This is a genomic window from Marinobacterium sp. xm-d-530, assembly GCF_013283365.1.
Lineage (GTDB): Bacteria > Pseudomonadota > Gammaproteobacteria > Pseudomonadales > Balneatricaceae > Marinobacterium_E.
On sequence record NZ_WBYM01000001.1, the window covers coordinates 272475 to 286917 of the forward strand.

The window sequence follows — 14443 nt, forward strand, 5'->3', positions numbered from 1 at the left end:
GTTACTTTACGTACTCCACTTCAACATCGTAATCGTCATCATCGAAGTCATCCCAATCATCAGCTTCGCCCGCTTCACGACGCGCACGCATTTCGGCACGCATACGCTCAAGATTTTCACGCGCTTCACGGTCAATCTGCATACGCAGCTCACGCTCTGCATCCACCAATTCTGGATTCTCTGCAAGCGCCTCTTTCTTCTCATCAAGATAGTCTTGCAACTGATGGACCAAAAGATCAGTGCCTTGCTTGTTGATAGCAGAGATACGGAATACCGGACCATCCCATTCCAACGCATCGATCACTGACTGACAACGCTCTTCAAGCTCCTCTTCTGGCACCATGTCGATCTTATTCAGCAACAACCAGCGAGGCTGATCAGCCAAGGTAGGCGAGAACTTATTCAGCTCATTAACTGCAGTGACCGCTGCTTCAGCAGGTGTCACCTCGTCCCAAGGCGCCATATCAACCAGGTGCAACAGTACACGGTTACGCGCCAAGTGTTTTAGGAAGCGAATACCAAGACCGGCACCCTCTGCGGCACCTTCAATGATTCCAGGGATATCGGCAACGACGAAACTGCGGTGCGCTTCGGTGCGAACGACACCCAGGTTAGGTACCAAGGTAGTGAATGGGTAGTTAGCCACTTTAGGCTTAGCGGCTGAGATAGAACGAATCAGCGTCGATTTGCCGGCATTTGGCAGACCAAGAAGGCCGACATCAGCCAGGACACGCAACTCCAGACGAACGTTACGCAACTCACCCTCGGAACCTTTAGTCGTTTGACGAGGCGCACGGTTTACACTGCTTTTAAAACGCGTATTACCCAAGCCGTGCCAACCGCCCTGAGCGATCTTTTCGACCTGACCGACAGCCGTCAGATCCGCCAACACCTCATCGGTATCCACATCCACAATGGTGGTACCGACTGGCACTTTAAGCACCAGATCTTCACCTTTGGAACCGGTACACTGACGACCCTGACCGCCCTCACCGTTTTGTGCTTTGTAGTGACGCGTAAAGCGGTAATCGATTAGCGTATTAAGACCTGAATCGGCTTCGACAAAAATAGAACCACCATCACCACCGTCGCCACCATCTGGGCCACCTTTTGGAATGTACTTCTCGCGACGGAAACTCATACAGCCGTTTCCGCCTTTACCGGCTTGTACGGTAATCAGTGCTTCATCAACAAACTTCATCTCTTTCTCCTAAATGGAGGAAAAATAGGGCCAGATCGTCTGTCAAACCTAACGACATGATCCTATTTTCCCTCAGTGGGCTGATTTTACTCTGGTAAGAATCAACCTTACATGCTTTTTTGAACTTAATAGCTTTTCAAGCCCTGTCTGGCTTCAGCCTGACACGCTGACACGGCCTAAAAAACAAAAAAACCCGCCTAAGCGGGTTTTTTACGTAACAACGAAACTTAGGCAGTTTCGATGCTAACGAATTTACGGTTGTAAGGGCCTTTAACTTCAAACTTAACAACACCGTTTGCTTTCGCAAATAGAGTGTGGTCTTTGCCGATGCCTACGTTTGTACCAGCGTGGAATTTAGTACCGCGCTGACGAACCAGGATGTTACCCGCAAGTACTTCCTGACCACCAAAACGTTTAACGCCTAAGCGTTTCGACTCCGAATCGCGTCCGTTACGCGTTGAGCCGGCTGCCTTCTTATGAGCCATTCTCTAATCTCCTAGATTCGTTGATCAGCCGTTAATGCCAGTGATTTTAACTTCAGTGTACCACTGACGGTGGCCCTGACGCTTCATGTGGTGCTTACGACGACGGAACTTGATGATTTTCACCTTGTCACCGCGACCGTGTGATACCACTTCAGCAGAAACTTTAGCACCTTCAACAACTGGCGCGCCAACTTTAACGTCGTCGCCGTTGCTAACAAGTAGTACGCGATCGAAATCAACGTTTGAACCAGCTTCAACCGCTAGCTTTTCTACTTTAAGGGTCTGACCCTCTTGTACGCGGTACTGTTTACCACCGCTTACGATTACTGCAAACATCTGTGTTCTCCAATATTTTGCTTACCCGGCTACTAATACGAAACCTGCTCTGAAGGGCTGATGTCTTACGACACCCTCGCACAGGGAGCGTTATTTGGACAAGCTAGGGCGCAAAATGATACAGAACCCTCCACTCAAACTCAACCCTTATTTACACTAAATTGAGGCATTGGAAGGCCTATACACCAGAGTCATATTGACACCCCCGCTCTCACCCCCTAGCATCCGACTGTCATTTATAAGTAGTAACCAAAATGCAACCACACCAACTCAACCCACTGATCGAGCCTCAATTCGATGCCGTTACGGATTACATCCTTAACAATCTTGGCTCCAATGTCCCTCTAGTAGAGAAGATTGCACATCACATTGTTGAAGGTGGCGGTAAGCGCTTGCGTCCGTTGTTGGTTCTACTGGCTGCCAATGCCGCTGGCTATAAAGGGGAACAACACATTCCACTGGCAGCGGTCATCGAATTCATTCATACGGCAACACTGCTGCATGACGATGTGGTCGACAACTCTGAGCTACGTCGCGGTAACGCCACCGCAAACGCTCAGTGGGGTAATGCGCCGAGCGTATTAGTCGGTGACTTCCTCTACTCTCGCTCATTCCAGATCATGGTTGAGATTGGCCGCATGGAGATCATGCAGGTCATTTCACACGCCACTACGATCATTGCCGAAGGCGAAGTTCTGCAGCTGTTAAACCAGCGCAACCCAGATACCAGTGAAGAGTCTTACCTTCAGGTCATTCTTGGCAAAACGGCCATGCTGTTTGAAGCAGCAACAGAGGTCGGAGCAATTCTAGCGGACAGCTCTGCAGAGAATCGTGAAGCCCTAAGACTTTATGGTCGCCACCTTGGCATCGCCTTCCAAATCGTCGATGACCTACTCGACTATCTATCTGATAGCGAAACCATGGGTAAGAACGTTGGTGATGACCTCGCTGAAGGCAAAGCCACACTGCCACTAATTCATGCAATGCGCGTCGGCAGTGATGAGGATAGAGAGTTGATTCGCCAAGCGATCCGCAAAGGCGGACTGGATGATTTATCACCGGTACTCGAGATCGTGCAACGCAATGGATCGATAGACTACTCGCGCCAAAAAGCAGCCGAAGAGATCGATAAAGCGAAAAACGCGATCGCCTCTTTACCAGACACTTCGTTTAAAGAGACGCTGAATCAGATTGCTGATTTGGCTATCGCAAGAACACAGTGAACACTTAGGTGACAGGCCTTCAGCCTGTCATCCGCTTTCCAATAACATGAAATATCTGGAATACGCCGAAATAGCCGATGACAGACTGAAGTCAGTCACGGTTCTTGGCTGGTTTCGACCTACCGACGCACCAACCGATAAACCACTTCACGCTGATTTTCAAAACGCCCTTCACTTAGATCAGCGCTATCAAGCTCTTCAATCTCAAACTCAGCAGAGAATAGACGTTGCACTTCATCACCTTTTACTGAGAACGGCGGTTCGTCTCTAGGATTGTCATACTCAAGCGCAATCAACAAAATCTGATCGCCTGCAACCGTCACCTTAGCAATATGGGCGGCGTAGTCGATTCGCATCTCAGGCGGTAGTGCTATCAATGCCGCTCGATCGTAGATGGCTCGCGGGTTATTGAGCGCTGCACGGGTGGTTTTAAACACATCACCAGCCAACAGAGAGATTCCATCACGCTCACGACGGTGAAAAGCACCATCGCCAATGGCATCGATATCGACACCCTGCTCTGCAAAAAAGTCACGGCACGCCAGATCACTCAACTCAACACCGGTCACCTTATGACCCTGTTCACGCAACCAGAGCATGTCACGGCTTTTACCACAGAGCGGGACAAAGACAGACTCCTCTCCAGAGAGCTCAAGTGTGGACCAATATTTCGTCAACCAATGGTTAAAATCTGACTGGTGAAAACCGATGCGATTTTCAGTCCAGCGCTCATGCCAGAAGGCGTGTTTCATAGGGGTTTTTCCTTAAAATGGGGTGATTCGGGTAATTTAACTGATCGATGTCGTGCTTAGCGAGCCCTAAAAAGGTATAATCCGGCAAATTTTTGTAATTAAGACTGTGAATTAGAACACCATGACTAGACAATCATCTTTTAACCGTGACGAACTTCTAAGCTGTGGCCACGGCGAAATGTTTGGCGAAGGCAATGCCCGCCTACCTGTTGGCAACATGCTTATGATGGACCGTATTACCAAGATCTCTGCTGAAGGTGGCGAGCACGGTAAAGGCGAAATCATCGCTGAACTAGATATTCGTCCAGATCTTTGGTTCTTCGACTGTCACTTCCCTAGCGATCCTGTTATGCCTGGCTGTCTTGGTCTAGACGCAATGTGGCAGATCGTTGGCTTCTACCTAGGCTGGAAAGGCAACCCAGGTCGCGGTCGCGCACTGGGTTCAGGTGAGGTTAAATTCACAGGACAGATACTACCGACTGCTAAGAAGGTCACTTACAACATCCAGATGAAACGCGTGATTGAGCGTAAATTGGTTATGGGTATTGCAGACGGTTCGGTATCAGTGGATGGTCGCGAGATCTACACAGCAACAGATCTTAAAGTCGGTCTATTCACCAGCACCGAAAACTTCTAAGAGCGTTAACGCTTAGAAACACAATTAGAGAGAGAGTAAACATGCGTCGAGTAGTTGTTACCGGAATGGGTATCGTTTCTTGTCTAGGTTCTGACAAAGAGAGCGTTCTGGAATCACTAAAAGAGGGCAAGTCAGGCATTAAATTCCAGCAGGAATACGCTGATCTTGGCTTCCGTAGCCAGGTCGCTGGCAGTATTGATGATCTGGATCTTGATGAACTGATCGATCGTAAACTGCGCCGCTTCATGGGTAATGCAGCAGCTTACTCATACATCTCAATGGAACAAGCTATTAAAGATGCGGGTCTATCAGAAGATCAGGTTTCGAATGTACGTACTGGCCTGATCGCAGGTTCTGGTGGTGCTTCGTCGGCTGACATTGTTGAAACCGCCGACATCCTTCGTGATAAAGGCGTTCGTCGTGTCGGTCCATACCGCGTGACTCGCACCATGGGCTCTACCGTATCAGCCTGTCTTGCTACCCCATTCAAGATCAAAGGTGTGAACTACTCAATCACCTCTGCTTGTGCGACCAGCGCACACTGTATTGGTAATGCGATGGAGCAGATCCAACTTGGCAAACAAGACATCGTCTTTGCCGGTGGCGGTGAAGAGCTACACTGGTCTTTGAGTGTCATGTTTGATGCCATGGGCGCCCTATCAAGCAAATACAACGAAACGCCAGAAAAAGCGTCTCGCGCTTACGATGCAAACCGTGACGGTTTCGTGATCGCAGGTGGCGGCGGCATGCTGGTTCTAGAAGAGCTGGAGCACGCTAAAGCACGCGGTGCGAAAATCTATGCTGAACTCGTAGGCTATGGCGCGACCTCCGATGGTTACGACATGGTTGCTCCATCCGGCGAAGGCGCTGTTCGTTGTATGCAACAGGCTATGAGCACGGTTGATGGCAAGATCGATTACATCAACTCACACGGCACTTCGACACCCGCAGGCGATATTCAAGAGCTGAAAGCGATGAAAGAGACCTTCGGTACAGAGATGCCACCGGTCAGCTCGACTAAGTCACTGGCGGGTCACTCACTGGGCGCTACAGGCGTACAGGAAGCGATCTACTGTCTACTGATGCAAGAGAACAACTTCATCTGCGCCTCAGCGAACATTGAAGAGATCGACCCAGAGGCTGAAGGCCTACCTGTCGTGACTACACGCAAAGATGGCGTCGACCTACAGCGAGTCATGTCTAACAGCTTCGGCTTTGGTGGTACCAACTCGACACTTGTCTTCGAGAAGTACAACGGTTAACCAACTTACTGCCAAAAAGAAAGCGACCTACGGGTCGCTTTTTTTTGCCTGTTGTCCCGTCCTAAATAACGTTGACACTTTTCAAACTTAAATTTAGAGAGTGTAATGAATTCAAACACTAAACGTACTCAGTGTGCTTATTCCCTGGCCTTTAAATTATCAGTCGTTGATGAGGTCGAAAAAGGCGAATGTACCTATAAACAAGCTCAAGATCGCTACGGTATACAGGGGCGCTCTACTGTTCTAGTTTGGCTTCGCAGGTATGGACGATTCAATTGGTCACTTGGGACCCCACCAATGCTTGCCAAAGGTCATGATATGAATTTACCTAAGAAAGAACTTACTCCTGAGCAACGTACAAAAATGCTTGAAAAAGAGTTAGCTGATACCAAGATAACGCTATGAAACATCTGAGTACTTGGATAGGCTCTTTCGAGTCATACCACGCTTAGCTCTAAGAGATCTGACTCTATTACCAATCTCTTCTATGTATTATTGCAACGCAAGTTCATCGAATTTGGTATCAATAACTGAGTTACTCATCAATACCTCCACAGGCCTGTACATAAGACTCGAGTCGATCACGATACTTTTCAAGAAAATCGATCTTGGTCATCGACTGATTGTTGACGAACAGGTTAACCGTTTCAGCAACTACACACTTCAAACCTTGATCACTCAAAATGGTGACATGAAACCCAACAGAGGTTTGTCCCACCTAACTTACAAGAACTTTACAGTGGAGTTCAGATCGAGGAGTCAACGGTGCAAAGATATCGTATTTCACGGACACAAAAGGCGTACCAATATGCTCATCTATATTGAGTTCAAACCAGGGCATCTCTAACACCTCACTCATAAAGTGATCGATCGCTTCTAAAATGTAATCATCAATCCGGCCTGTATAGACTATTTGAGCAGCGTCTGTGTCGCCCCATTGGGGGCGACGCTCATAAATCAGAGGGGCATTCATTGGTAAGACTCTTAACGAATAAATAGGTATCTATATGATACCTACCTTCCGATTTAAGTGACGAACGAATTTCTGATAATGGAAATGAAACCGGAACTCTAGGTCATCTAATACGCTAAACTCGCTCGATAATGGCAGCAATACCCTGCCCCACACCGATACACATGGTACACAGTGCATATCTACCTCCGCTACGCTCAAGCTGAGTCATAGCAGTTGTGACAAGACGTGCACCGCTCATGCCAAGTGGATGACCCAACGCGATAGCACCACCCTGAGGATTAAGTCGAGTATCATTGGGATCAATATTGAGTCCTCTCAATACGCCCAATGCCTGAGAAGCGAAGGCCTCGTTTAACTCAATAAGATCCATTTGATCCAATGATAGACCCGATAGTTTTAGTACTTTATTGACTGCTTCGATTGGGCCAACACCCATGATTCGAGGATCTATACCAGCGGTTGCCATAGCAACAACACGCGCTCGAGGTGTTAACCCGTTAGCAACGGCACCTGATTCACTGGCCAGCAGCACGGCACAAGCGCCATCATTTATGCCAGAAGCGTTGCCCGCAGTTACCGAACCATCACCACCATTGACTGTTCTTAATTGAGCTAACTTCTCGAGTGTTGATTCACGTGGGTGCTCATCGACATCAAAATAACTAATGTTGCCGCGACGGTCTTTGATTTCGATTGGTACAATCTCATCAGCAAAAAGGCCCGCTTTTTGAGCAGCCGCCGTTTTAGCCTGACTGTTAAATGCAAACAAATCTTGCTCTTCGCGGCTGATACCATATTCAGCAGCTACGTTATCAGCCGTTTGTGGCATGGTATCAACGCCATACATCGCTTTAAGCGAAAGGTTAGTAAATCGCCACCCCATCGTGGTGTCTTCTAAAATTTGAGAGCGCCCATAAGAAGTTTCAGACTTACCCATAACAAAGGGAGCTCGCGTCATCGATTCGACGCCACCGGCAAGAGCAATATTGAGCTCACCGGCTTTAATGCCTCGAGCCATCGTACCAATGGCATCCAAACCAGAACCACATAGGCGGTTGATGGTTGACGCAGGAACCGATGTGGGCAAACCAGAGAGCAATACTGACATGCGAGCAACATTTCGATTATCTTCACCCGCCTGATTGGCACAGCCCATCAGCACATCATCAATCGACGCAGTATCTAAAGAGGGAACCTCAGCCAGAGTTGCTTTAATAACCTGAGCTAACAAGTCATCAGGACGAACGGTGGCCAGTGAACCAGCGTAACGACCAATAGCAGAGCGTTTTGCTGCACAAATAAAAGCTTCAGTCATTTTTATATCCTTATTTAATCAATCTGATGAAAAGGGGCATTTACGAATGCACGCTGGAGCAGCGCAGGCGATACTCGGTAACGATCATCGCCATAAAATAGGCTGATGTTATTCAACACATCGGCTACGAAACTGGTGCCAAGCTTATCGGCCCATGCTAATAGACCGGTCGGATAGTTAACACCTGCCTGCATAGCAGCATCTATTCCAGTGGCATCAGCAATTCCTAAATGAAGCGCATCAGACGCTTCATTAATAAGCATAGCGACTGTTCGCATCACTATCAGACCCGGCAAGTCCTTTATAACCCGAGTTTTGACACCCAAGAAATCAAACATTGCATAGACTTCGGCCCAAACCTCTTCAGGCATTTCAGGATGTGTTGATAGCGCTAGAGATTCACATGTCGAATAGTCGATAGCGAGATCCATTTGAATAATGTTGCGATTATCTTCAGCCAGAGAACGCTCTAGGGTTGTGCGACCATCCGTCAAAACCAGTGTTGCGCCGTTAGCAAACACGATTTCGCCCTCATCACCTTCAGTCTCGGTAGGAATCTCTATTCCACGCGCCTTAATTCTATCAATAAGCGACTTAATCGCGGGTGATACCACAGCACTGCTGATATTAAAGAACCCACCAAAACGGATATCATCCCACTCAAGGTTTGGGACTAACTGTTTACCCTCAGGGTACTGATAAAAGCCACGACCACTCTTACGTCCAAGCCAACCGGCATCAACTAACTCTTTTTGCATGAGCGATGGTTTAAATCGAGGATCAAAATAGTAAGATTCAAATACTGAGCTCGTCACTGCGTAGTTAACGTCCTGCCCAATAAGATCAGTCAACTCGAAAGGCCCCATACGAAAACCGCCGGCTTCTTTTAATAAAAGATCGATTCGCTCAGGTTCAGTAACACCCTCTTCAGCCATTCGAAGACCTTCAGCGTAAAAAGGACGTGCTACTCGGTTAACAATAAAACCTGGCGAGGATTTAGCAGCCACACCTACTTTGCCCCACTGCTTAGACAGTGCAAGTAATGTTTCAACAACATTAGCGTCGGTCGCCAAGCCATGAATCACCTCAACCAACTTCATAATAGGTGCAGGATTAAAAAAGTGCAGACCTGCTAAGCGAGCAGGATCTTTCAACGCCGATCCAATAGCAGTCACTGAGATTGAGGAGGTATTAGTTGCTAAAATAGTTTGGTCTGAACAGATCGACTCCAGTTGTTGAAACAGCTGTTGCTTAATGTCCAAACGCTCAACAATGGCTTCTACAACCAGATCGGCCCGTTCCATAGAGTTGATATCATTGACGTAGGAAATTCGATCGCAAATGCCCTGAGCATCTTCCTCACTGAATTTACCGCGTGACACCAGCTTATCCATCGATTTTTTTAAATTCGCTTTTGCAGCCTCGAGTACCGATTCACTCAAGTCAAAGAGCACTACATCTAAACCAGCTTGAGAAGCGACCTGAGCGATTCCTGCACCCATAGTGCCTGCACCAACTACGCCCACCTGTTTAATTTGGTCAACCGTTTTGTATTGTGTGGTCATATCATTACTTCTTATCTAAAAATTGATGAACTTTCTGCCAAAATTCCGGATTGCGACCGGCTAGCTTCTGACATTGACTTTCCAGTTCCAGTTGAGCGGCAAAGTCATTATCAAAAGCGCGGTAGAGGCTAAGTTTAATGAGTTCCAAGCCCAACCGAGGCTTACCCTTTAAGTTGGAAACAATATTATTCACCTCTGATGAGAACTGATCCTCTTCTACCGCTTTCCAGATGAGTCCATATTCAGCCGCCTCTTCACCCGTAACAACCTCACCGAGCATGGTAATAGCCATTGCTTTAGCCTGACCGGCATTCCTCACAAGCGTAGCTGTTGCACCAGCATCAGGCACCAAACCTAGATGACTGAAAGGAAACGTGAACTTTGCCTGTTTCTTTGCAATAACAATGTCACAAGCTAGCGCGAGCGATGCACCAGCTCCAGCAGCGACACCATTAACTGCAGCGATAACTGGAACAGGCAGATTTCTCAATCTAGTAACCAGAGGACTGTAGGTATTTTTTAGAGAGTCCCCTAAATCAGGCTTCGGTTCTCCCTGAGGAATACGACGCTCCTCAAGGTCCTGCCCAGCACAGAAGCCACGACCCTGCCCTGTCAAAATGAGACAGCGTAACGACTCAAAACGCTCAATCTCTTTAAGAGCTACTTTTAACTCTGCGTGCATAGTTTTGCTGAACGCATTGAGTCTGTCAGGTCGGCTCAATTTTAATTCAACAACACCATCCGTCTCAGTAACTTGAAGACATTCATAGTTATTTGACAAAGACATCACTCACCTCTTAACGCAGCTGCACGCGCTAAATTAGTCTGCACAGCTGTTGTCACATGATAGAAGTCTAATCCTCGTAAACCACCTAATTCTTGACCACCGCCGGCACGACCCGGGCCACCGTGAACACACATCGGCATAACACTGCCATGACCTGAGTGGCCGCGACTAATACTGTCGTCAACAATCAAAAGACGCCCATGAGTCGAGCCGAGCTCGACCACTGCGTTCATTGCAAATTGATCATCGTTAGTGAAGATTGAACTCACCAATGAACCTCCACCTCGGCGCACCAACTCGAAAAGTTCCTTTTCGCTACTGTAAGGCATCAGTGTTGCAACAGGGCCAAACACTTCTGTCTCGTGTACTTGAGTAGCTGATTTAGGATCCTGACATACCAATAGTTTCTGCGTGACGTAAAAACCAGATGATTCGCCATCTAATGTTCCAATATCACCCTCAAAAGCGATCTCTGTCTCACTTAGCAGTGTTTTGACACTCTCTTCTGCCGCTATCTGTTGCGCCGCACTGACTAATGGACCATAAGTAACACCTTCATTAATTGGGTTACCTGGTTTTCCTTTAGAAAGCTTGGCAACCAACGCTTCCTTCGCAGCCTCTAACTCCAAAGCAGGCACAAAGATACGACGAACAGCGGTACATTTTTGCCCCGACTTAATCGTCATCTCTTTAGAGACCTCGTGAATAAATGACTTAAATCCGTCTGAACCTTCAGTAAGATCGGGTCCAAGGATGGATGAATTAATACTATCGGCTTCGGCATTGAATCGAACTGATTCACTGATAACCCTTGGGTTCGATGCAAGCATGGCCGCGGTATCCGCTGAACCTGTAAACGCTACCGCGTCTGCCGATGTAATGTGATCCATTAAATCTCGACCACCTCCCGCCAAAAAGCTAAATGCACCTTTAGGAAGAATGTCTGCATTAACAATATCGCGCGCCATGGCCCATGCAACCGGCAAAGAGACAGCCGCTGGTTTAACCACCGCGGGCACACCAGACAGAAGCGCAACACCGAGCTTTTCTAGCATGCCCCATGCTGGGAAATTGAATGCATTTATGTGAACAGCAGCACCTCGCAGTGGCGTCTTTACATGAATCGCCCTGAAGTTCTCATCTTTTGTGAGCTGTACCAATTCACCATCTGCAATCCATTTACGATCACCAAGCTTCTTACCCAGTGAAGCGTAGTATTTTAATGTACCGATACCGCCTTCCACATCTAGAAATGTATCCATTGCGGTGGCACCGTTATTTTTCGCGCTGAGTTCAGCGTACTCCTCTTTGTTCTCACCCAGAACAGCGCCTATCTGTTTCAATAGGCCGGCACGCTCTAAATAGGTCATGCCACGCAGTGCTGTACCACCCTCTGTTCGAGCAAAGTCGAGAATGTCACCCCCACTGACCTCGTAACCTGCGATGCTACCCATTACTGAGCCATCCAACGCACAATGAACTTCTGCTGCGGTGCTACCGTTATCTTGCCACTCACCTAATAGGTAACTCATCATTCGCATGGTTATTTACTCCTTAACGTCTTATAAACTGTGCTTAAATTCTTTTATCGCAGCAATTAATTGCTCCGGTGCATCTCTATGGGTAGAGTGACAACAATTTGGGATGACTAATGACCCAGATCTAGAAACGGCCTGTGAGACAATAGCATCAACTTGCTCAAGAGTCCCATACTCATCTAGATCACCTTGAACAACGAGCAAAGGCACTCGGATCGACGCCAAGTAGGACTCGATATTAAAATCGAGAAAGTCTGGCTCAAGCCAAGCCTTATTCCATCCCCAAAAGGCGCAGTCAACATTGTCATCTTGGTAACGAGCCAACCTTTTACGAAGACCGCCTGACTCATAAGCGTCACGGGCCTTCTCGATACTTGCTACATAAACAGGTTCGTCCTGCTGAAGATCAAGAACGCCCTTGCCAAACAATTCCGCCGTTTAAATGATGGAGGAGTGAATATGAACCGTACCCTTGGTTGCACCAGTCGAACCTGATGAGTACAACGAAAAACAGGGATCATCACAGGTCGACATAGGCCCTACAAATGAGTCGGAGCTTTTTGCTTCTATATCAGCCACCGAAGCACATCCATCCAAGGACTCTGATCCTGTTACAATCAGAGTTTATAACGTCGGTACTTTACCAAGAAACTCTTTAAACGTTGGGACAAAGTTAGGGTCTATTTTGAGTTCAGAAAACCATTCACTGTCACAGGAAAACTCTGAGTTGAGGGGGTCGGTTAGAGCAGGAAGCCTATTTTGTATATTGTTATAGGCTATATATTGCATTATCCTTGAGATAAGTCGATGCAATATATTTCATATTATTATTTCCCCTGATAGTTAGGGCGTCGTTTTTCCTTAAAAGCAGAAATACCCTCTAGCTTATCTTCAGTATCTAAAAGACGAGAAAATGATGAGCGCTCAGCATCCAAACCTGCATCAAGTGGCAGATCAACGGCTGCTTTAATAGCTCTCTTATTTTCGATAACTGCAAGTGGCGCTTTGGTTGAGATCAAGGTAGCAATATCCAAAGTCTTTTCGACCGTTAGCTCGGGTAAACAAACTTCAGTTACCAAACCACAAGAGAGAGCCTCATTGGCCTCAATAAACTCGCCCGTTAAACACCAACGCATCGCTTTCCCCTTTCCAACAAGGGTAGCAAGCCTTTGGGTCCCCCCTGCACCCGGCAAGATAGCAAGATTAACCTCAGGCTGCCCGAACTTAGCATTATTGCCTGCTACCAAGAAATCACACAGCATAGCCAACTCATTACCGCCACCCAAACAAAAGCCGTTCACGGCCCCGAGTAAAGGCTTTTGCAACTGTCGTATGGCTGCCCAGTGTTGATTTCGCGGATCGGTAGCTACGTCCGCGCCTGTTTTACGTTGCAGCTCATCAATATCAGCACCCGCAGCAAAAGCTCGTTCATTACCGGTTAGAACCATCACTGAAATGTTAGTATCAGCATCCGCCTCGACCAAACACGTCGCTATTTGACCCAACATATCAGTCGATAACGCATTGAGCTCACGAGGTCTATTGAATTGAATCAATAACACGGATCCATGAAGTGAAAGATTAAGCGACGGAAAACGATCGCTATTAAAATTTTCTAGAGTATCCATACCAAAGCTTTAAGCTGACTATCAATAAAACCAGACATGCAATATATTACAAATTCAATCAAAATAATATTGGTAAAGTAACATGCCCATCTATCAATTAGCAGGTGTCACACCCGTCATTCACCCTAGCGCCTATGTTCATCCAACAGCTGTCGTTTTGGGTGATGTACACATTGGTGAAGATTGCTATGTAGGACCTCTGGCAAGCCTGCGAGGTGATTTTGGAGCCATCAAACTAGGTAAGGGTGTCAATATCCAAGACTGCGTAGTGGTCCACAGCTTCCAAGATATCACGGTCATTGTCGAGGATTATGGCCACATAGGGCACGGTGCAATATTGCATGGATGCACCATCCGCGAGGGTGTACTGGTAGGTATGAGCGCTACCGTTATGGATAAAGTCGAAATCGGTGCTCGAAGCTTTGTCGGTGCTCACAGCTTTGTAAAAACAGGAGACTCTTTTCCTGAGAGTTCGATGATTCTGGGAACACCCGCTAAAGTAGTGCGCGAACTATCAGAGCAAGAGTTGGCTTGGAAACACAAAGGCACTGAGGCTTATATTGCACTGGCGAAAGAGTCTCTCAAATCATGCGTGGAAGTAAAGCCACTCACAGAAGCAGAGCCAAATAGAAAAACGATCAGCATTGGTGAGAAGGTCTTACCAAAACAGGACACCGTTAAGTAGTTAAGTAACTAAACATGTCACTAACCCGCATTGATTGAAAAAAGATCTCCAAG

At 47.3% G+C, this 14443-nt stretch carries 16 protein-coding genes and 1 pseudogene; 5 read left to right on the forward strand and 12 right to left on the reverse strand.

Features of this window, described 5'->3' with window-relative positions:
- Position 1 precedes the first annotated feature (1 nt).
- The 3 genes from cgtA to rplU all read right to left on the reverse strand — a co-directional run bounded on the left by cgtA (position 2) and on the right by rplU (position 2022).
- Positions 2–1201 (reverse strand): Obg family GTPase CgtA, encoded by a 1200-nt coding sequence (cgtA, locus tag XMD530_RS01405; RefSeq protein WP_173480365.1) that lies wholly within the window; start codon positions 1199–1201, stop codon positions 2–4.
- Positions 1202–1428: 227 nt separating this feature from the next.
- Positions 1429–1686, reverse strand: a complete 258-nt coding sequence (rpmA, locus tag XMD530_RS01410) for a 50S ribosomal protein L27 (RefSeq protein WP_173482883.1) — start codon at positions 1684–1686, stop codon at positions 1429–1431.
- 24 nt (positions 1687–1710) lie between these two features.
- Positions 1711–2022: a 50S ribosomal protein L21 gene (gene rplU / locus XMD530_RS01415; protein ID WP_173480363.1), complete on the reverse strand. Its 312-nt coding sequence runs from the start codon at positions 2020–2022 to the stop codon at positions 1711–1713.
- A gap of 254 nt (positions 2023–2276) precedes the next feature.
- On the opposite strand from rplU, the gene ispB reads away from it, so the two are divergent.
- On the forward strand, positions 2277–3245 hold the full coding sequence (gene ispB / locus XMD530_RS01420; RefSeq protein ID WP_173480362.1) for an octaprenyl diphosphate synthase: 969 nt from the start codon (positions 2277–2279) through the stop codon (positions 3243–3245).
- A 119-nt stretch (positions 3246–3364) separates the two neighbouring features.
- On the opposite strand, the gene tmpT is transcribed toward ispB, so the two are convergent.
- Positions 3365–3997, reverse strand: coding sequence for a thiopurine S-methyltransferase (gene tmpT, locus XMD530_RS01425; protein ID WP_173480361.1), 633 nt, complete (start codon positions 3995–3997; stop codon positions 3365–3367).
- A 121-nt stretch (positions 3998–4118) separates the two neighbouring features.
- Here tmpT and fabA point away from each other — a divergent pair, with 121 nt between their 5' ends.
- From fabA to XMD530_RS11310, 3 genes and pseudogenes are all read left to right on the forward strand, one after another.
- On the forward strand, positions 4119–4634 hold the full coding sequence (gene fabA, locus XMD530_RS01430) for a 3-hydroxyacyl-[acyl-carrier-protein] dehydratase FabA (RefSeq protein ID WP_173480360.1): 516 nt from the start codon (positions 4119–4121) through the stop codon (positions 4632–4634).
- A 41-nt stretch (positions 4635–4675) separates the two neighbouring features.
- Positions 4676–5896 carry a beta-ketoacyl-ACP synthase I gene (fabB, locus tag XMD530_RS01435; protein ID WP_173488504.1) on the forward strand — a complete coding sequence of 407 codons (1221 nt, stop codon included), beginning with the start codon at positions 4676–4678 and terminating at the stop codon, positions 5894–5896.
- A gap of 105 nt (positions 5897–6001) precedes the next feature.
- A pseudogene (locus XMD530_RS11310) lies at positions 6002–6292 on the forward strand (helix-turn-helix domain-containing protein); the annotation flags it as partial.
- Positions 6293–6431: 139 nt separating this feature from the next.
- Here XMD530_RS11310 and XMD530_RS01445 read toward each other — a convergent pair.
- From XMD530_RS01445 to XMD530_RS01480, 8 genes are all read right to left on the reverse strand, one after another.
- Entirely contained in the window at positions 6432–6614 is a 183-nt protein-coding gene (locus XMD530_RS01445; RefSeq protein ID WP_173488503.1) for a hypothetical protein, read from the reverse strand.
- Entirely contained in the window at positions 6615–6869 is a 255-nt protein-coding gene (locus XMD530_RS01450) for a hypothetical protein (protein ID WP_173480357.1), read from the reverse strand. It lies immediately after the preceding gene.
- A 115-nt stretch (positions 6870–6984) separates the two neighbouring features.
- On the reverse strand, positions 6985–8187 hold the full coding sequence (gene pcaF / locus XMD530_RS01455; RefSeq protein ID WP_173480356.1) for a 3-oxoadipyl-CoA thiolase: 1203 nt from the start codon (positions 8185–8187) through the stop codon (positions 6985–6987).
- A 14-nt stretch (positions 8188–8201) separates the two neighbouring features.
- The gene (locus XMD530_RS01460; RefSeq protein WP_173480355.1) at positions 8202–9752 is read right to left on the reverse strand and encodes a 3-hydroxyacyl-CoA dehydrogenase; all 1551 of its coding nucleotides are present in this window, start codon (positions 9750–9752) and stop codon (positions 8202–8204) included.
- Between the two features lie 4 nt (positions 9753–9756).
- Positions 9757–10539, reverse strand: coding sequence for an enoyl-CoA hydratase-related protein (locus XMD530_RS01465; protein ID WP_173506609.1), 783 nt, complete (start codon positions 10537–10539; stop codon positions 9757–9759).
- On the reverse strand, positions 10539–12080 hold the full coding sequence (locus tag XMD530_RS01470) for a 3,4-dehydroadipyl-CoA semialdehyde dehydrogenase (protein WP_173480353.1): 1542 nt from the start codon (positions 12078–12080) through the stop codon (positions 10539–10541). Before XMD530_RS01470 ends, XMD530_RS01465 begins: the two co-directional genes overlap by 1 nt.
- Before the next feature lie 21 nt (positions 12081–12101).
- Positions 12102–12506, reverse strand: coding sequence for an alpha/beta fold hydrolase (locus tag XMD530_RS01475; protein ID WP_173480352.1), 405 nt, complete (start codon positions 12504–12506; stop codon positions 12102–12104).
- Positions 12507–12904: 398 nt separating this feature from the next.
- The gene (locus tag XMD530_RS01480; RefSeq protein WP_173480351.1) at positions 12905–13705 is read right to left on the reverse strand and encodes an enoyl-CoA hydratase-related protein; all 801 of its coding nucleotides are present in this window, start codon (positions 13703–13705) and stop codon (positions 12905–12907) included.
- A gap of 82 nt (positions 13706–13787) precedes the next feature.
- Here XMD530_RS01480 and XMD530_RS01485 point away from each other — a divergent pair, with 82 nt between their 5' ends.
- Positions 13788–14390: a transferase hexapeptide repeat family protein gene (locus tag XMD530_RS01485; protein ID WP_173480350.1), complete on the forward strand. Its 603-nt coding sequence runs from the start codon at positions 13788–13790 to the stop codon at positions 14388–14390.
- Positions 14391–14443 lie beyond the last annotated feature (53 nt).